Source organism: Nitrospira sp. (assembly GCA_005116745.1).
Taxonomy (GTDB): domain Bacteria; phylum Nitrospirota; class Nitrospiria; order Nitrospirales; family Nitrospiraceae; genus Nitrospira_D.
Window position 1 is genome coordinate 1 of record SWDS01000010.1, and the last position, 18,836, is coordinate 18,836.

The following is an 18,836-nucleotide window of genomic DNA, read 5'->3' on the forward strand; positions in this document are numbered from 1 at the left end:
CCCCCCCCCCTACCCCCAAAATGCAGTTATCCACAGGGGGCGAGGGACCCCCACAGCTTACGCTCACAGATTCTGACCCCTTAAAAGTACCTGGAGGCCGCCCACACCCGCATGTCAACCATGGAGAAGGCTAGAGGTGCTCCCCATCAATATGTTCAGTGTGGGCCTATATTAATCAATCAAATATGATTTATAATAGCTACATAACTTAACTGAAGGAGAAGTATTTATGCGTCTCATCACTGCGAAAGAATACATGAAACTAGACCGGTCACCGGGTTCACCCCTGCACAACAAACCGTTTGAACCGTATTGGAAACTGGTCAAAGGCTGTTTGAGTAAACGGGACCACTTAAAAGAGGTCGTGGTGGATGCGATGTTAAATGGCATCCCGCTCAACGATCCGGCCAAGCTTCGTAGGGCGGGGGAGTGGGAGGTCCGAGGATGGCTTACGTCTGAGGCCGTGCGTGAGTACTGCCGAGTGAACGGGTTCAGGCGTGTGTTCCCACAAGCGAAGGACACCTGGCATGTCACAGGCCAGATCGAATCCCCGTCCGTAAGGTCCTTGAACCCTTGCACGCATGGGGAGAGGCGTGGAGCGAGCAAAGACTGCACCGCTACCACTGTCGCCGAATAGGAGAAGGTACAGGGTGCCACCTTGAAGACGAATTATGATCCAGCTACTTGCTGCCGGTGCTTTTGCATGACCGGTGATCCTCTCCCGTGATCCTGCCCTGGACTACGAGCAGACCTAGGGTGAGCCGAACCCTGATCTGTGTCTAGGCCGACCACTCCCTGCACGCCGGTGCACCGTCACCGAACGATATGACGACATCTGCGCCAGAATGCGCTTCTTTGCTGGACCTGGTTCTGTGAATCAGCGCGACCGTAGCGGGCTTCAAGACGCGTTGTGACCCCGCAAGACGGCCTAGGCCAGCCAATCCCCCGCGAGAATACTCCCCCCCTTACTTCGTCCGGTTCGTTGGGTAAGGGAGGGCGTTGCATTGTCACGCCCCAGGAGGCCCACCGTCAGCCGTGATAGGGCAGTGCCCGGCACGTTGCATCACCAAGTGAATCAACGGTAATAGCGCATTTGTGATAAGTAAAAACCCTAAGACCTGTATAATGCTTGGGAGAGACGATTAGACGAAGCCTCCTGGGCAAGACGTGGACGCCTGGTTAAGGCTGAGCTTGGGGCAGGGGGGGGAAGGACACATGACTCGTGAGGCAATTCAATGACTTCCGATGATGCCGAGGTGGCCCACACAGGTTCCCCTGAAGGCCGCCAAGGTATGAGGAAAGGAGGGGAGATCTAGCTATGTCATACGCTGATCCGACATGTCCGAAGTGCGGGGCAACGCTTACGGGGGTTGGGGGTTCCGTAGACCCGCTGTTTGATTTGAAGGTAGCCGCAGCCTTGATTCCGATGCGGTACGCCTCGCTGAAGAAGTTCCTCTGTCGGCACAAGGCCATGTTCCCCGCCCGCTACCGGCTGGCAGGGGACCGGCGCCGTCGGCGGTTGTTGTCGGTGACGGGGATCAACAAGATCCGCGAGACGGTTATCCGAGGGCCGGACCGTCCGACGTTTGATGAGCTACTGGCACAATTCGACGCGACCCTGAAGTTTCAGGCGGGTGGGGGGCCTGCCGTGACAGGCGACCCCTGGTCCCTGCCTGAGTAGGCACGAGACGAGAGCACAACCTTTAACTATGAGGAGGCGATTCGATGCCAGTGTAAGAGTCCACATTCGATGAGCCGGTTGAACTCGGTGTGTCTGCGTCATATGTGACGCGCATTGTTGGCATAAACCATCAACCCCTTTACGAAAGGAGGAGCATCATGGAGTCATTCAGCAGTGGGAATGAGGTGCAGTCGGGATCTACGAACGGGACTGGTGGCAACACAGCGATTGCAGTCCCCGATCTGAAAACAGTCCGTCGCACGGTTCAGAAGCACTTCCCAAGCCTATGGGCAGCCGTGGAAGTATCGCTTTCCGCATGTGCCACGTTACTACTCAAGGACAATGTGAACCCTGTCACGATGATTATTGTGGGGCCTCCCTCAGCAGGCAAAACAACGGTGACGAATATGTTTGAGGAGGCCCAATGGAACGGTCAAACGCTCTGTTATCGCTCTGACGGGTTCACGCCTGCCTCATTTGTCAGCCACTCGGCCAAGGCTTCGAGAGGTGAACTGGAGAAAATTGATCTTCTTCCTAAGATCAAGAATCGAGTCTTGCTGACGCCGGAGTTGGCGCCGATTTTTCGAGGCGACCAGGATGAACTTACGAGGCGGTTTGCTACTTTAACCCGTGTGCTGGATGGCCAAGGCTTGAAGACTGATAGTGGCACCCATGGAGAACGCGGGTACGAGGGTGAGTACGTGTTCGTATGGATCGGCGCCACGACGCCATTTGACGGGCAGGTATGGAAGGTGATGGCGCAATTGGGGAGCCGATTGTTTTTCCTGCTCTTGGACACTGGAGGCCACTCAACATCGAAGGAGACGCTAGACGACCTTATTGCCTCTCATCAGGGCATTTCATATGCAGTGAAATTACAAGAATGTAAAAGTGTCACCGGAGCGTTTCTGACTGCCCTCTTCACGCACCATAGAGGGCCTCGCCAGGTCGAGTGGGAATCAAGTCACAATCCTCAAGTTGTTCTGGAAGGCATCGGGCGGTTCGCGATGTTAATAGCACAAATGCGGACACCCTATGAACCAGATAGCAAACCGGAGAAGGAGGACCCTAAACGGGCTAATTCGGTTCTCTATAACTTAGCCTGTGGTCATGCCCTCGTTCACGGGCGGACTGTCCTGACAGAGGCCGACCTTCCCATGGTGTCTCAAGTGGCCTTGTCTTCGCTGCCGAGGCAACGGCGGGCATTGTGGATTGCATTCGCTCAGCAGAATGGCAAGCCATTAACTGTGCAGCAAGCCATGACTGCTCTGAAAGTCTGTCGCCACACGGCAGAGACTCGCATGAAGGAGATGGAGTGGCTGGGGGTGGCGACATTCACTACCCCAGGTAACGGGCAGGCCTCCACATTACTCGTACATCCAGACTGGTCCTGGTTCGTTTCTGGCACAGGGCGCGAGTTCGTGCTTGGGACAACCTGGCAAAATTCCGGGGATGCGTGCGAGCCTGGCACCATTTCACCTAGTACAAGTCCAGAAAGAGAAGAAAGAAGAGGAGACGCACACGCACCCCCTAAGAATTGCCAGGTTCATCTATTGGCAGTGGGAACCCCGTCAACCCGAGCCCGCCTTGAGTGGGCAGCTTTGGGGAGTGAGGCGGCGACCTCAGCTTCACGCAACAATGACGAGATACAGCCAGAGGGTGTGTAAGAGGGGGTGCACAATGGACAACACAGAACACGCACAGATAGACCGTTATATCAATGCACCTGAATTAGGCACCTGCTACGGTGATAGCTCGTTCACTATTCACCGCCTTCGGACGCGAGAGTTGCCCTGTGTGGGGAGTGAGCGAGGGCGACGGCATCACGTGGGTTCAGTAGTTATCCCTGAACACCTGAGCGAGTCACAGTAGGTCACATCATGGCTGAAGTCGTCTCTCATACCGAACGAGATAGGGACCCCGCAACTGTCTCGTTCGTTGAGATACAACAAGAAGCTCCGCCACAGGCCATGGTAAAGCCTAAGCGGGGGGCGTCTGTGAAGCACAGAGCAACCAGGCCAGAAGGCTATAAGCGGCTCTATTCCATTACTGAGGCCGGTCACTACCTTGGCCGGTCCTCGTGGTCTGTGAGGCGATTAGTATGGGCGGGGGCATTACCCCAGGTTCGTGCCGGAGGTCGCGTGCATCTGGATATCCGGGACTTGGATGAGTTCATCGAACAGAACAAAGTACGGGAGGAGTCAGGGTGATACGCTGATCGTCGGCTTGACAAGGGGACAGAGTAGGTGTTATCTGATACGATAACATGAAGATCAAAGCTATTCGAGAGGAGCAAGGGCTGTCGCTCCGAGCACTGGCGGCCAAGGCCAAGATGGGGTATCCGTACCTGTGCAATGTGGAGAACGGGAAGGCGGACCCCTCACTGAGTACGCTCAGACGTTTGGCCAAGGCCTTAAGGGTCACCGTAGGGGAGCTGATAGACGAGTAAGGAGGCACTATGGGCATGCTGTATCGGCGAAAGAAGCGTGATTCAGTCACCGGTCTTCTCGTAGCGCAGGGGCCCTGGTGGATCAAGTTTTATGACAATGGCCGCCCCATTCGTGAAAGCACTGGGACCACTGATAGAACAGAAGCTCGCCGCCGATTGAAGGAGAAGGAAGGCAAGGTTTCTGAGGGGCTCTATCAAGGGCCACAGGTCGAGCGGACGAAGTTTGAGGATCTTGTACAGGGAATCAAGCAAGACTATACGTTGAACGAACGGAAATCATCACGGCGGCTCAATGACTACATTACGCATTTGTCTACCTCGTTCGGCCAGATGAGAGCGAGGGCCATCACAACAGACAAGATTACGGCATACATCGCAAAGCGGCGAGAACAGGGGGCCGCAAACGGAACGATCAACCGTGAGCTTGGATGCTTGAAACGAATGTTCAAGCTGGCTCATCAGCAGACCCCGCCGAAGGTAGCGCGTATTCCCCATATTCCCATGCTTGAAGAACACAACGTTCGTTCAGGATTTCTGGAGCATGAGGACTTTCTGGCCTTGAGAGGTGCATTGCCCGACTATGCCAAGGTTGCCGTGACGTTGGCCTACTATAGCGGCATGCGGATGGGGGAAGTATGTTCACTCGAATGGAAGCAGATCAATTGGACTGAGGGGAAGCTGTACCTTCGGGCACAGGAGACAAAAACGAATACTCCAAGAATTCTATATCTCACTGGCGACTTGCTGAAGGTTCTATCCGCCTGGAAGGGGCACTGTGAGAAGAAATGGCCGTCCTGCCAGTGGATTTGCCATAGGGGAGGGATACGGCTTGAAAGCCTAAAGCATTCCTGGCGTAACGCTTGTCAGCGTGTCGGATTAGGTACGATGGTCAAGGATGAGGAGACAGGTGAACTGGTTTGGAAGGGGCCTATCCCTCACGACTTCCGCCGAACTGCGGTTCGGAACATGGTGAGGGCGGGGATACCTGAGAAGATTGCTATGGCTATCTCAGGACACAAGACCCGTTCGGTTTTTGATCGATACAACATCGTAAATGAAACTGACCTGGCGAGAGCCGCAAAAAGCCTGTCTGACTACTTCGAGCGAGAAAAACAAATGAGTATGGGCACACTGGCGGGCACACTCATCGAAGCCGCTCAATTACCGACTAGTGATGAAGACCCTGAACTTGTTGGAATGTCAGCGGGAAGTATGGAGCTGGCGAGAGGAATCGAACCTCCAACCTGCGGTTTACAAAACCGCTGCTCTGCCGATTGAGCTACGCCAGCCTGCTTGCGAATTGAGTCCACACGTCGCATCGCACAGTACCAATGGGCTGGAGAATCTGTCAAGAAGTCTCCCACCCATCAGATCGCAGCCAAGTAACTGATATAACTTGCATTAGATACCATGGGTCATTATTCTAACCCCGCATCGAGGTTCGTATTCCAAATGGTATCACCTATGAGTCAAGCCCACGTGCTCGTTGTCGATGACGACCCTGCCGTCCGGGATGTTCTGCAGGAAGTCCTGAGGCAGGAGGAGTATTGCGTCTCTACAGCCGAGGACGGTGCGGCGGCAATCCAGGCGGTGAAGGACTCGGTGATTCACATCGTGATCACTGATTTTCAGCTGCCCGATATCGATGGACTTGAGATCATCGATCGCCTGGCGAAGCTCGACGCAAAGATCATTCCCATCATGATGACCGGATTCGGTACGATTGAAACCGCGGTCCGGGCCATGAAGTCTGGCGCATTTGACTTCATCACCAAGCCGTTTGACCTTGAAACTGTGGCCGTGGTGGTTCGGAAGGCGGCAGAGTTCCTTCGGCTTCGACAAGAAAACCATCTCTTGCGGAAGGCCGTACGCGATCAATATCGACTTGAACATCTGGTGGGCGCCAGCGAGCCGATCCAACAGGTGATGGAGTTTGTCCACAAAGTCGCCGACAGCGATAGCACGGTGATGATTCAAGGCGAAAGCGGTACCGGCAAGGAGTTGGTGGCGCGGATGCTCCACTTCAATAGTCTTCGCAAGGATCGTCCGTTGGTCCCGGTGAACTGTGGCGCGATCCCTGAAAATTTGTTGGAGTCGGAACTCTTTGGGCATGAAAAAGGCGCGTTCACAGGAGCCACGCACTCGCGAATGGGACGTTTTGAACTGGCAAACGGGGGGACCATCTTCCTCGATGAAATCGGCGAAATGAGCTTGCCCTTACAAGTGAAAATTCTTCGAGTGTTACAAGAACGGGAATTTGAACGCGTCGGCGGAAATCGGACGATTCATGTGGATGTGCGGATTATTGCCGCGACGAATCAGGATTTGGAAACGCTGGTTGAAGAAAAGCGATTTCGTAAAGATCTATTCTATCGGCTCAATGTGATCCCTATCGTGATTCCCCCTCTACGAGAACGCCGGAGCGATATTCCGCTCCTGATCGACCATTTCCTGACTCGCTTCAATCAGACCAAGCACACGCAGGTGTCAGGCCTTGCTCCCGATGTGCTGCACATGTTGACCGAGTACGACTGGCCTGGCAACATTCGGGAATTAGAGAACATGATCGAGCGATTGGTCGTGCTGAAGAAGCAGGGCGTCCTGTCCGTTGGAGATTTACCTGAGAAAATCTGTCGGAGGCCGCCGGTCCCTGAGCTCAAGGAGCAGTTCATCCGGTTCAGTGAGGACGGCATCAATCTTTCCAGAGAGGTTGAACAGTACGAAAAACATCTCATCATGGAAGCCCTGCGGAAAGCTAATGGCGTCACCTCGCGGGCAGCGCAGTTGCTCCACTTGAACCGGACGACGTTGGTTGAAAAGCTGAAACGTAAAGGGGTGGATCCACGATCTCAATTGGAAACCCTCCCGCTCTGGCCACGCTCTTCCAGTCAAAAGATTGACGACCTATCGACCTAGCCGATGCCAATCCTGACGCGATCTATCCAAGTTCTCGATTTGCCTCGATAACTCATCTGATTTCATGAGAGTTTTCGAACTGTCTCCAGGGCATGAGCTTTGCTGATGCCCTATCGCCGTGTATCGATACTATTTACGATATTGCCAACTCATCTTCTCGATTGCCGCTTGGACCGCGTGCTCTTCGCTGGCAATTGGGGCGGTTCCCTCGCAGCCGACTCCCTCACCCACCGCGGTCACCGAACAAGCAACGTCGATACGGAACCCGGTACCGATTGAGGGACTTGTGCAACCTTTGCCTGATGACGGGCCTCGTCAAGAAGGCCAATCGTCGGGCATTGAGGGACTCGCTTGGCAAGAAGGCCAGTCTGCGTATCGGAAGAACGCCTGGCCGGAGGCGCAACGGTTCTTTGGGAAAATCGTCAAGGAACATCCTGAAAGCCCGCTTGCCCCATCGGCGAAAGCCTTCTTGGTCGAGCTCTTGTTGCAGGATGAGGTCTCGGGGAAAACCCGATCCGAGGCGATTCAGGAGTACAAAACGCTGCTTCGGGATTATCCGCAGTCGCCGAACGCTCGGAGGGCAGAATGGCGGATCGCGGATTTGTATTTCGAGCAAGGTGCGTTTCAAGAAGCACAAGCATTTTACGAGAACGCGATGGCCCATTCCGTCAATCTTCCCTTCGATAGTAATCGGGCGTTGCTCGGTCTTGGGTATACGTTCATGGCCATGGGGAAATGGAGTGATGCCGAGCACGCATTTGCCAATGTGCGAAAGCGAAGTGAGGACGAGCAGTTGCTCCAAGGAGCGACGTTGGGATTGGCCCATGCACTGTTCAGAGAGCAACGATTTTCTGAAGCGCAGCCGATCTACCACCTCAGTTATCAGCGATGGCCGCACCTCCTACGAGGCGACCCGCTGTCGCTTCAGCGGTATGCTGTCACGCAGGTGAAACTACACCAGGAGGTCTCTGCACGAGAACTCATGTTGCTCTTTTACAATCTCTATCCCCGCCATGAGTATGCGCCTGCGGCCCTGCTGCATGTGGCTGAAGGGTTGCGGGCAGGTGCCAAACCGATGCTCGCCGAGTTTGTCTATGCGCTGATCCCTGTGCTCTATCCGTACAACGAGTCGGGTACAACGGCCAAACTGCGGCTGGCCGCACTCCGCGCAGAGACCATGTTGCCGGCTGGAAGCAATGCGATCGGGCTCACAGTCAGCGCCATGATCCACGGCGTGCCGGTTCCGGACCAGACCGATGCCTCCTACCGATCGCTGCTGGAAGAGATTGCGACTCGAGAGGGGAGCAATCCAATGGGCAGCGAGGCCCGATATTACCTTGGGAAGGGGTATGAACACGCAGGAGACACGAATCGTGCGCTTCAAACCTACAAGGAGATTACGCTTCGCGCGACCAATAAGAACGACCTATGGGCCATGAAATCCGCAGAGCGCCTGTCTGCTCTGTTGACACCCTGGATCGAGGCGGCGATCGCATCGCGCGACGATCTGACGGTTGTCAGTCTCTTTCACAGGCAGGGAGCCATGGCCGAACAGCAGTATGGGCGTTCCCCTCTGTTGCTGAACATCGCGGAATCCCATCGGCGTCTTGGCTTTTCACCGGAAGCCGTGCGGCTGTATCAGCAGATTCTTAAATCACACAATGAATCGGTGTTACTCGAAACGGCTTTGATCGGACTTGGAGGGATCTATCTGGATCAGCGAGATCCTGAGGCCGCCAGAAAAGTGCTGGAGCGATACCGGTTTCAATTCCCTATCGGTAAATACAACGCGGAGGTGCTGCATCTTTTGATTGAGACCATGAGGCAACAGCGGGATCTGCAAGGGCTTCTCCACCTGTGCCGGATGTGGTTGTTGCGCCACCCGGTTCATCCAGAACGACCAGCGATGTATGTCGAGTTAGCCAAGACACTGGGAGAACTGGATAAGCTGGATGAGTCTGCCCTGGCCTATGAAGAGGCCTTCAAGGCCGGCGCGGTGCAAGCATCCACTACGCTTGTCTCCTATGCCGATACGTTATCTCGATTGAATCGACATGAGCGGGCTATTACAGCCTATCAATTAGTGCTGGCCAAGAAACCAAATGTGTCTCACGCCGATTGGGCACGGCTGCAAACAGCCAATCATTGGGCGGCATTGAAGCAATATGATCGCGCCATTGTGGCGCTGGCCGAGCTCGATGGCATGGACGATCCAATCATCAATCGCCTTTCAGCGTCCCTGAAAACAAGTGTGCGAGCGGTCAGTCATTCGAGGAAGCAGGAGGGGCTATGACGAGTGCTATGACCAAACATCCGGAAGAACAGGCGCTGCTGCAAGCCGCCTTCAGAAGTTTTGATGAGGCGGCTCACACGTTGCAGCAGTCATACAGTGCGTTGACGACACGTGTGGAGCAGATGGATCTGGAGTTGGCACAGAGCAACGAGGCGCTCCGCCGTCAGCTGTGTGACAACGAGGCCATGCGTGTCCATCTGGACGGGATTCTTGAGTCCTTGTCTATGGGGGTCTTGGTGATGGACGACTGCGAAATGATCACTCGCAGCAATCGCGCCGCCGAGGCGCTCCTTGGCGTGACAGATGACGAACTGCGGAACCGTCGTGCGTCTGACTTATTGGCGGGTGCTGGTCTTGGCGTGTGTGATCGGCCTCAACGCATCGGTCAGGCCGTCGTCTCCATTAGCCAGGTTCCACTTCACAACGATTCCGGAGCGCACTCCGGACACCTCATCCTGTTTCAGGACGTCACGCGTATTTATCAACTGGAAGAACAGTTGCAGCGCAAGGAACGACTGGCGGCCATGGGAGAGCTGATCGGTCGGATCGCCCATGAGATCAGAAATCCATTGGGCAGCGTCGAGCTCTTCGCGTCCATGCTGCAGCGAGATCTCGGCGAGCAGTCGTCCGGCAAACGCTACGCGCAACAAATCTCGGAGGCCGTCCAGTCGATGGATCGCTTACTGACCAATCTGTTGCTGTATACGCGGCCGGTTCACTTGGCTCGTGGCTGGCACTTAGCCGAAGCATTGATCGGCGAATCGATCAAGTTGGCGGCCCATGCGATTACCAAAGTGCCGGTGGACATCCGAGTGGAGATCAGTCCAGACATTCATTCGATGTGGTGTCACGATGGCCAGTTGAAACAAGTGCTCGTGAATCTGGTGGTGAACGCAGTGCAGGCGATGCCAAATGGAGGGGTTCTGGCGATCAGTCTTTGCCAGGAGCCGTCGCGGACACTTGGTCTACCCGCTGTTCGACTCACTGTCCTGGATTCTGGGATTGGCATCCCTCCGGCCCATCAGTCACGCATATTCGATCCGTTCTTCTCGACGAAAGATGACGGGACCGGCCTTGGTCTGGCGATTGTCTATTCAATTGTGGATGCGCACCAGGGACGGATTGATGTCGACAGTACAGTCGGGCAGGGCACCGCATGCTCCATTATTCTGCCTCATCCAGCAATCGGTGGAGATCCCCATGCGGTGCAGACTCCAATTCGGAACGAGCTGGAATCGAGTCAATCCTACCCGAGTGAGCACACGATGGCGTTAGTGGAGGAGTGGTCTCATGAATGACCCCGAGAAGAGTAACCCTCTTTCTGACACTGGTGACGAGCGCGAGCGCATTCTCATCGTCGATGATGACTCATCGATGCGAACGGCACTGATGGAGACGGTCAAGCGACTCGGCTATTCCGTACAAGGGGCAGTCGATGGCATGGATGCCATTGAACGGATTCCCCATTTTCGCCCATGGATGGTGCTGACCGATCTCAAGATGCCGCGTCTGAATGGGCTCGAATTGATTAAGGAAGTCAAGGCGCGCGCGCCTCATGCGACGATCGTTCTGATGACGGCGTATGGGGCCATAGAGACCGCTGTCGAGGCCATGAAGTTGGGCGCCAGCGAGTATCTCTTGAAACCGTTTTCCATGGACTTGCTGGAGCGAGTCATCGTGAATCTCAAGTCGGGACGAGACGTAAGGACCATCACGGGTCACCCTTCTCACCCAACGGAAAACCGGGCTCTGCTAAGCCAGGACCCAGGCATGATCAGGCTCTTAAGCACGATCGAAGGGGTCGCGTCTAGTCAGGCCACAGTCTTGATCCAAGGAGAGAGTGGCACCGGAAAAGAGCTATTAGCCAGGTTTATCCATAATCGAAGCCCGCGGGCGCATCGCCCGTTCATCGCGGTGAATTGTGCGGCACTACCGGATGGGCTCCTCGAGAGTGAGCTCTTTGGCCACGAGCGTGGTGCGTTCACTGGGGCGGTGATCAAAAAAATCGGCAAGTTTGAGATGGCGCATATGGGCACATTGCTCCTGGACGAAATCAGTGAAATGAACCTGAGTTTGCAGGCCAAGTTACTGCGTGTCTTACAGGAGCGCGAAGTCGATCGGATCGGGGGGCGCGACCCTGTGTCAGTCAATATACGGGTGATCGCGACGACCAATCGAGCGCTCTATCGGGAAGTTGAGCAAGGACGTTTCCGAGAGGATCTCTACTATCGTCTGAACGTCTTTCCGGTCACCGTTCCACCGCTCCGTGAACGTACGATCGATATTCCATTGCTCGCGCGTCATTTTGTGAGTCAGTCGGCCACGAGGAACGGTCTCACGCCACCGGCATTGTCTGATAGCGCGTGTGCGCACTTACAACGGCTGGCATGGAAGGGAAATGTCCGTGAATTAGAGAATGTCATGGAACGGGGGGTGTTGCTGGCAGGGCCTGGTCCTATCCTTCCCGAACACTGTCCGCCTGAACTGAACGGAGAACAGCGAGTCCAGTCTGCCCATCCGCAACAACCGGCTAATGGATCGTTGTGGGAAATGGAACGAGAGCTCATTTTTAAGACATTGGCACGTGTGAAGGAGAATCGTACGCATGCGGCGAAAGAGTTGGGGATCAGCATTCGTACGTTACGAAATAAGCTGCGAGAGTATCGAGAAGGTGAACGACCCTGTTCGATTACCGGAGGACCATAAGAGCGGCAAGAATTGCCGACCGGCAAGTTTGTGCGATGGCGGCAAGAATCAAACGGAGGATCATAGGCGAGGGGTGAGAAAACCAATGGGCGTTGTAGGAGGCTACGTCCCGGGCTCTCACTCCGGCATTCGGGCAGGCATTATGGTTGCAATGATACCGTGCCGGGGATGGAAAGGAGTCTAGAGGCATGACAATCTTTGACAAGACCATGCGACTGCTACAGCGGAGTTTGGATCTTCGCAGCGCACGACAGCGTGTGATCACCTCAAATCTAGCCAATGAAGAAACGCCGGGCTATCGCGCATCCGAATTGACCTTTCTGGACCAATTGCAGTCGGCCCACAAGGGGCGCCTGCCAATCGTCATGGCGGCGACTCAGTCTCGACATTTCGGCATGCATGGGCCGCAGGGTGTACAGGCCGTGGCGGGAAAAATCGGTGAAGTTCCTGCCGGCGATCTGCCGCTTGATGCCAACTCCGTCAATCTTGAACTGGAGATGGCCAAATTGTCCGAGAACGCCATGCAGTACAACACAGCGGCCACGCTACTGGCCAAGAAGTTTCACGGATTGTTGAATGTAATTCGAGAAGGGAGATAACGCTTAGCCCGCTCGAATCGCCGACATCGGCATGCGGTTGACGGTTGACGCTTGATAGAGGAGGTTCATCATGGAAATGTCCGACAGTATGGCTGTATCGGTATCCGGTTTAGACGCCCAACGGCGGCGACTCAATGTCATTGCGAGCAATCTTGCGAACGCCCAATCAACGAAAACACCGACTGGGGGTCCGTACAAGCGGCGGGATGTCGTCTTTCGCTCAACAGCGGTGCCAAGCGCATTTCATGGGACGTTTCGACAAATCGCCGTTGGGCCGTCGGCACATGCGCTCGAAGGGGTCTCCGTCGCTCGAGTGGTGGAAGATTCCAAACCAGGTCAACTCATCTATGACCCTCATCATCCGGATGCCGATTCCAAAGGGTTTGTGCGTCTTCCCAATGTGAATGTCATGGAAGAAATGGTGAATATGATGGGCGCGTCACGTGCGTACGAAGCGAACGTTCAAGCCATCAACGCAACACGTGCCATGTGGAACAAGGCACTGGAAATTGGGAGGTAATGATGAATCCGATTTACGGTCCAACATCAGGTATCACTCCGATTCCCGATGTGGCCTCAGGCGGGTCGGCCGGAACGGCAGGTGCCTCGGGGTTCATGGATTCGCTCAAATCCGCAATCGGAAAGGTCAACGACACGCAAATGGAAGCCGGCCGAGCGGTAGGTGATCTTATGACAGGCGAGACGCAGGACCTTCACCGTACGATGGTCGCGTTGCAGCAAGCAGACGTGTCGTTCCAATTGATGATGCAAATCCGGAACAAACTGGTCACGGCCTATGAAGAGATTCAACGGATGCAAGTGTAAGCGGTCAGGCCCGATGAAGGAGCGTGGGTAGAATGTTTTCCAAGTTTTCCATCAATCAACGGATGATCATTCTCATTGCCCTGGCGGGGTCGGTGGCGGGCCTCATCGCGCTCACACTCTGGACGCAGCAGCCTGATATGCAGGTGTTGTTCACCAATCTTGGCGGCGAAGACGCGGCTGCGATCATCGATAAGTTGAAAGAGACGAAAGTACCATATGAAACAACCGGTGGTGGAGCGACGGTGCTGGTTCCTAGCGCCCAAGTCCACGATCTCCGATTGCAACTTGCGACTCAAGGGCTTCCCCATGGAGGTGGGGTCGGCTTCGAGATTTTCGATCGTACGTCGATCGGCATGTCCGAATTCGTGCAGAAGCTCAACTATCGGCGCGCCTTACAGGGCGAGTTGGCAAGAACCATCGCGCAGCTGCCGGAAGTCGAACGGGCGCGGGTTCATCTGGCGCTTCCTGAACGGCGACTCTTCGCCAACGAACAGGAGAAAGCGCGTGCGTCCGTGATCGTGTCACTGCGCAATGGCCAACAGCTCGCTCAGGCGCAGGTGCAAGGGGTCATCCATTTGGTGTCCAGCAGCGTGGAGGGCTTGCAGGCTCGCGATGTGACCGTGGTAGATGGGCATGGCCGTATGCTGTCGTCCACCATGACGGAGGAGACCGCCGGGTTATCGAATACCCAGCTCGAATATCAGCGGAGCATTGAAAAAGATGTCGAAACGCGTATCCAGACGATGCTCGAGCGGATTGTCGGTTCCAATAAAGCCGTGGTGCGTGTGTCCAGCGTCGTGGACTTTCGCAAGGTGGAAACCACCGAAGAGCGCTATGATCCGAACAGCCAGGTCGTGAGGAGCGAACAACGCGGGCAAGAAAAGGCGAATGGCACCAACGGCGTCAGCGGCGGTGTACCGGGTGTCCAGTCAAACGTTCCGCCTGGAACAGATCAGGAGCTCCCGCAAACTAGTTCGAACAATAGTCAGACGAAAAATGAAACAGTCAACTACGAGATCAGTCGAACCGTGTCAAAAATTACTGAGCCCGTAGGCGTCATCAAACAATTATCCGTGGCTGTGCTGGTCGATGGGATCTATGAAACTGCTAAAACCGGTGATGGGCAGTCGACGGAGACGCCGGCTGCCGCACGCAAATACATCCCACGTTCGGAAGAAGATCTCAAGCGGATTGAGGACATCGTCAAGAAAGCGATGGGCTTTTCGCCCGAGCGGCAGGATCAGGTTCAGGTCGTGAACGTGCAATTCGGCACCGAACCGGAAGAGCTGCAAGGTGCAACAGCAGACGTCGTGGCCGAGGGGCCAAAGCCATGGTTGCCGTATCTTCGTTATGGTGTCGGGATCTTATTGTTTGCGGTGATTCTCTTGTTCGTGGTCCGTCCGCTATTGGCCATGTTGGGTTCAACGACGGAGCAGATGCAGACCGACGCGATGGTCTCGGGGTTACCTGGGGCTCAGGCCATGGCGCAAGGCTCATTGACGCATGCACCGGATCGAGCTCAAATCATCGACATGGCGAGAAAGAATCCCGACACGACGGCGGTGGTCGTGAAGCAGTGGCTCAAGAATCCTTCATAATATGTGACTATGGCAAAGACTCTGACGGGCGAACAAAAGGCAGCCATTCTCCTTCGTGCGATTGGAGAAGAATCAGCTGCCCAGGTTATGAAACAACTTGACCCCAAAGAAATTAAGCGGCTGGGAACATTTATGAGTGGCACGGCTCAGATTTCGCGGGATGAGGAAGATGCCGTCATCTCGGATTTCCAGACTGCCAGCGCGTCCGGCGACGTTCAGTTCCAGGGAAAAGAGTTTATCAGGAGCGTCCTTATCAAGGCGTTGGGCCCAGAAAAGGCGGCGCGGGTCATCGAATCGATGACTCGGAAAAGCTATCCGGGGCTGGACGCGATGAAGTGGGTCGATGTGAAAACGCTTGTCCAAATGTTGAAGATCGAGCATGCACAAACCGTGGCGGTCGTGCTGGCGCATCTTGAGAGCGAACAAGCTGGGCAAGTGCTTGCAGGATTTCCTGAGGCGCTACGTGGAGACGTGGCGATTCGGTTGGCCACCATGGAGGAGGTGCAGCCAGATGTCTTGGAAGAGCTCAGCCTGAGCATACAAGAGACACTCTTGGCCAGTACGGGACTGGGGTCGCAGAGCCTCGGTGGGGCTGAGGTGATGGCCAACATCTTGACGCGCATGGATAAGACCAATGAGGGGGGCATTATGGCCAAGATCGCGGAGAAGAGCCAGCCGTTGGCGGACGCGATTCGGGCGCTCATGTTTGTCTTCGATGACCTGGGGAAGATCGATGATCGCGGCTTGCAGGAATTGATGAAAGAGATCAGCAAGGACGACCTTCCGCTCGCTCTTCGTGGTGCCAATCCTGAGCTGAAGGAGAAATTCTTCAAGAATATGTCGAGCCGTGCCGCAGAAATGTTGAAGGAAGATATGGAGGCAAAAGGGCCGGTGAAGGTGTCCGATGTCGAGAGAGCCCAGCAGAATATTCTGAAAGTCTGCCGCAAGCTGGAAGAAGAGAACCGCATCGTCATCTCAGGCGCAGGGGAGGAGATGCTGTAGTGACGAGGGGAACCATGCCGGCAGTGGCCAGTTCCGAGCGAAGCGTGTCGCGCTTTCAAGCGACGGTCCTGATTGTTGATGCCGACGAAGGGGTCCGAAACGTGTTTCACGAACTCCTTCAGCCGGAACGAGTGTCGATTCGATTCTCGGGCTCAGGACTGGAGGCGCTTGCAATGGTCAAGCAGAAGGCTCCCGCACTGCTGATCGTTGACGCCTCCTTGCCGGATCGAGATGGTATCGCAGTTCTGGAAGATGCACAGCGGATCGACAATCGCATGATTGGAGTTGTGATGACTGAGGCCGCCTCGGTGGAACTTGCCGCCCGTGCGATGAGAGCCGGTTCCAGCGATTTATTGACGAAACCTTTTCAACCGGACATTGTTCTCGCTACGGTTCGCCGACTACTAGAACTCCACCGGCTGCGCGCCGACCAGACGGTCTTGAAACATGCTGCGGTGCGGTCCGGCGCGGTACAAATCCAGAGTGTGCCTTTCCAAACATTTGGGGATGAGGGCGAACGGAAAGGCGTTGATGGGCCGACGGAATATGAGCGAGGGCTGGAAGAAGGCCGGCGATATTCGGACACGCAACGTCAACAAGATCTTGTGGTCTTGACCGAGGCTGTTGGAAGATTTGATGCCGCTCGCTCCGTGCTTCAGCAGACGATCGACGATGAAGTCATCGCGCTCGCGCTGCAGATCGTGTCTAAGATCCTGCATGAATCGGCCGAGTCCCGGCGTGAACAGATCGTCATGCAGGTCAAGGCAGCACTCGGCACCGTTCAAGCGTCGGATGGCGTGGTGATACAAGTGCATCCGGCTGACGCGGCCGTTCTTGAAGCCGTTCGAGCGGAGCTGATCGGACGGCAACAGGTCGCACTGACACTCACCATTGAGCCGGTCGCTTCTCTTCAGCGAGGAAGCTGCCTGCTGCACACCGCGACGCGATTAGTCGATGCCTCCCTCGATACACAGTTATTCCGCTTGGGCGATGCCCTAAGGAACAGGGCGCAGCATGAGTCTTAGCCAGCTAATCGAGCGCGTCGACCCCATCGAAGTTTCCGGAAGGGTGGCGCAAGCAGTTGGGATCGTCGTGGAAGGGTATGGGCCGATGACGACGGTCGGAGAGCTCTGCCGCATCACGCGAGAGGTGGCTGGAGGGCCGATCGCGGCGGAGGTTGTGGGATTTCGGGGGGATCGTGTTCTCCTGATGCCACTGGGCGATATGCATGGGATCGGGCCACGAAGTCGAATTACCATGTCTGGCCACGTGGCCAATCTTGCTGTCGGGCCAGGCTTGTTAGGACGAGTGCTCGACGGCTGTGGCAATCCAATGGATGGCAAAGGGCCGTTGACGGCTACGGAGCGGTATCCACTCTATGCTGGCGCACCGAATCCGTTACAACGAGCTCGTCTACGCGTCCCACTTGATCTCGGCGTGCGTGCCATCAACGGGTTTTTGACCTGTGGACGCGGACAGAAGATGGGCATCTTTTCCGGTTCCGGGGTTGGCAAGAGTGTGTTGCTGGGAATGATCAGCCGATACACGAAAGCGGATGTCAATGTCATTGCGCTCATCGGAGAACGAGGCCGTGAGGTCAACGAATTCCTGGAACGCGATCTGGGTGCAGAGGCACTCAGACGCTCAGTGGTGGTGGTAGCGACGTCCGACCAAGCCCCGCTCATACGGCTGCGCGCGGCGTTAGTCGCGACAACCATTGCTGAATACTTCCGTGACGGGGGAAAACAGGTGTTGCTGTTGATGGATTCACTCACGCGATTGGCCTATAGCCAGAGGGAGGTGGGGTTAGCGATTGGAGAGCCTCCGACGACCAAAGGCTATACCCCCTCCGTGTTTACGCTCTTGCCGAAGTTGCTGGAACGTGTTGGGACTGGACCAGGTCCAGGAACCATTACCGGATTGTATACCGTGCTGGTCGATGGCGATGATCTCAGTGACCCCATCGCCGATACGGTGCGCTCGATTCTGGACGGCCATATTGTCTTGTCTCGCACATTGGCCGCCCGCAATCACTTTCCTGCGATCGATCTCCTCCAGAGTACCAGCCGTGTGATGCGGGATATCGTCGGGCGACCACATTACGATGCCTCCAGAAAGGTCCTTGAGTTGGTGGCACGATATCGCCAATCCGAGGATCTTGTTGTGTTGGGAGCCTATAAACCAGGAATGAACGTAGCGCTCGACCGTGCCGTTCAAGCGCAGGACGCGATCAATGATTATTTGCGGCAAGACGTTGACCAGCCGGCAGGGCTGCCTTCGTCGGCGCAGCTACTTGAGACGCTGGCCCAGCAGGCAGCATGAGCCTCGAGTCCTTGCGGAAACTGCGTGCTCAGACCGTAGAGGCGTTGATGATGGAGTTGGCACAGATCGCCCGCACGTTGGCTCAGAGCGAGGAACGGTATCACGACCTTGAATCTATAATTCAGGAGGAGGTCGTTACCTACGATCGACAATCTGCGCAAGGACTTACCATTGAAGCGTGGTTGGAACGGCAGGGGCGGATAGATTCGCAACAGGCAGCGTTGTGCCGAGTGCGTCGAGAGATTACTCAAGCTGTCGAGGCGTGGCAGCAGACCAAGGCGCGTCTCGTTGAAGCCAGTCAGGAACGCAAGCTCCTTGACCTTGTCGCCGACAAGCGCCAGGAAGCGCAACGTGCCGATGCGGCGCGTCAGGAACAACGGACGATGGATGAGGCTGCGAGTCGCCAACATTTCACGCGACGAGAGAGTCACTCATGAGGACCGGA

At 55.6% G+C, this 18,836-nt stretch carries 17 protein-coding genes, 1 tRNA gene and 1 pseudogene; 18 read left to right on the plus strand and 1 reads right to left on the minus strand.

All coding sequences use genetic code 11. The features are described from left to right. The first annotated feature begins 229 nt into the window (after nt 1–229). The 6 genes and pseudogenes from E8D52_14805 (at nt 230) to E8D52_14830 (ending at nt 5,186) form a co-directional block, all read left to right on the plus strand. Nucleotides 230–637: a hypothetical protein gene (locus E8D52_14805; protein ID TKB65671.1), complete on the plus strand. Its 408-nt coding sequence runs from the start codon at nt 230–232 to the stop codon at nt 635–637. A 681-nt stretch (nt 638–1,318) separates the two neighbouring features. Next, nucleotides 1,319–1,681 carry a hypothetical protein gene (locus E8D52_14810; protein TKB65672.1) on the plus strand — a complete coding sequence of 121 codons (363 nt, stop codon included), beginning with the start codon at nt 1,319–1,321 and terminating at the stop codon, nt 1,679–1,681. Nucleotides 1,682–1,839: 158 nt separating this feature from the next. Then, on the plus strand, nt 1,840–3,348 hold the full coding sequence (locus E8D52_14815) for a hypothetical protein (protein TKB65673.1): 1,509 nt from the start codon (nt 1,840–1,842) through the stop codon (nt 3,346–3,348). 213 nt (nt 3,349–3,561) lie between these two features. Continuing rightward, entirely contained in the window at nt 3,562–3,891 is a 330-nt protein-coding gene (locus E8D52_14820) for a helix-turn-helix domain-containing protein (protein TKB65674.1), read from the plus strand. 56 nt (nt 3,892–3,947) lie between these two features. Further along, nucleotides 3,948–4,130 carry a helix-turn-helix transcriptional regulator gene (locus E8D52_14825; protein TKB65675.1) on the plus strand — a complete coding sequence of 61 codons (183 nt, stop codon included), beginning with the start codon at nt 3,948–3,950 and terminating at the stop codon, nt 4,128–4,130. A gap of 9 nt (nt 4,131–4,139) precedes the next feature. Next, nucleotides 4,140–5,186 (plus strand): annotated as a pseudogene (locus E8D52_14830) (site-specific integrase). A gap of 157 nt (nt 5,187–5,343) precedes the next feature. Here the strand turns inward: E8D52_14830 and E8D52_14835 are convergent. Beyond that, nucleotides 5,344–5,419: transfer RNA gene (locus E8D52_14835), tRNA-Thr, on the minus strand. 175 nt (nt 5,420–5,594) lie between these two features. On the opposite strand from E8D52_14835, the gene E8D52_14840 reads away from it, so the two are divergent. From E8D52_14840 to fliJ, 12 genes are all read left to right on the plus strand, one after another. After that, on the plus strand, nt 5,595–7,046 hold the full coding sequence (locus E8D52_14840) for a sigma-54-dependent Fis family transcriptional regulator (protein ID TKB65676.1): 1,452 nt from the start codon (nt 5,595–5,597) through the stop codon (nt 7,044–7,046). A gap of 286 nt (nt 7,047–7,332) precedes the next feature. Further along, nucleotides 7,333–9,339, plus strand: coding sequence for a tetratricopeptide repeat protein (locus E8D52_14845; protein TKB65677.1), 2,007 nt, complete (start codon nt 7,333–7,335; stop codon nt 9,337–9,339). Beyond that, nucleotides 9,336–10,637: a PAS domain-containing protein gene (locus tag E8D52_14850; GenBank protein TKB65678.1), complete on the plus strand. Its 1,302-nt coding sequence runs from the start codon at nt 9,336–9,338 to the stop codon at nt 10,635–10,637. The genes E8D52_14845 and E8D52_14850 overlap by 4 nt, the downstream gene beginning before the upstream one ends. Continuing rightward, entirely contained in the window at nt 10,630–12,045 is a 1,416-nt protein-coding gene (locus E8D52_14855; GenBank protein ID TKB65679.1) for a sigma-54-dependent Fis family transcriptional regulator, read from the plus strand. Before E8D52_14850 ends, E8D52_14855 begins: the two co-directional genes overlap by 8 nt. A 188-nt stretch (nt 12,046–12,233) precedes the next feature. Beyond that, on the plus strand, nt 12,234–12,644 hold the full coding sequence (gene flgB, locus E8D52_14860) for a flagellar basal body rod protein FlgB (protein TKB65680.1): 411 nt from the start codon (nt 12,234–12,236) through the stop codon (nt 12,642–12,644). Between the two features lie 70 nt (nt 12,645–12,714). After that, nucleotides 12,715–13,164: a flagellar basal body rod protein FlgC gene (gene flgC, locus E8D52_14865; GenBank protein TKB65681.1), complete on the plus strand. Its 450-nt coding sequence runs from the start codon at nt 12,715–12,717 to the stop codon at nt 13,162–13,164. Then, nucleotides 13,164–13,469 carry a flagellar hook-basal body complex protein FliE gene (fliE, locus tag E8D52_14870; protein TKB65682.1) on the plus strand — a complete coding sequence of 102 codons (306 nt, stop codon included), beginning with the start codon at nt 13,164–13,166 and terminating at the stop codon, nt 13,467–13,469. The genes flgC and fliE overlap by 1 nt, the downstream gene beginning before the upstream one ends. Nucleotides 13,470–13,501: 32 nt before the next feature. Continuing rightward, nucleotides 13,502–15,067 carry a flagellar M-ring protein FliF gene (gene fliF / locus E8D52_14875; protein TKB65683.1) on the plus strand — a complete coding sequence of 522 codons (1,566 nt, stop codon included), beginning with the start codon at nt 13,502–13,504 and terminating at the stop codon, nt 15,065–15,067. 9 nt (nt 15,068–15,076) lie between these two features. Beyond that, nucleotides 15,077–16,069 (plus strand): flagellar motor switch protein FliG, encoded by a 993-nt coding sequence (gene fliG / locus E8D52_14880; protein TKB65684.1) that lies wholly within the window; start codon nt 15,077–15,079, stop codon nt 16,067–16,069. Nucleotides 16,070–16,083: 14 nt separating this feature from the next. Then, nucleotides 16,084–17,094, plus strand: a complete 1,011-nt coding sequence (locus E8D52_14885; GenBank protein TKB65685.1) for a response regulator — start codon at nt 16,084–16,086, stop codon at nt 17,092–17,094. Beyond that, the gene (locus E8D52_14890; GenBank protein ID TKB65686.1) at nt 17,084–18,391 is read left to right on the plus strand and encodes a FliI/YscN family ATPase; all 1,308 of its coding nucleotides are present in this window, start codon (nt 17,084–17,086) and stop codon (nt 18,389–18,391) included. Before E8D52_14885 ends, E8D52_14890 begins: the two co-directional genes overlap by 11 nt. Beyond that, entirely contained in the window at nt 18,388–18,828 is a 441-nt protein-coding gene (gene fliJ / locus E8D52_14895) for a flagellar export protein FliJ (GenBank protein TKB65687.1), read from the plus strand. The genes E8D52_14890 and fliJ overlap by 4 nt, the downstream gene beginning before the upstream one ends. Nucleotides 18,829–18,836: the final 8 nt, after the last annotated feature.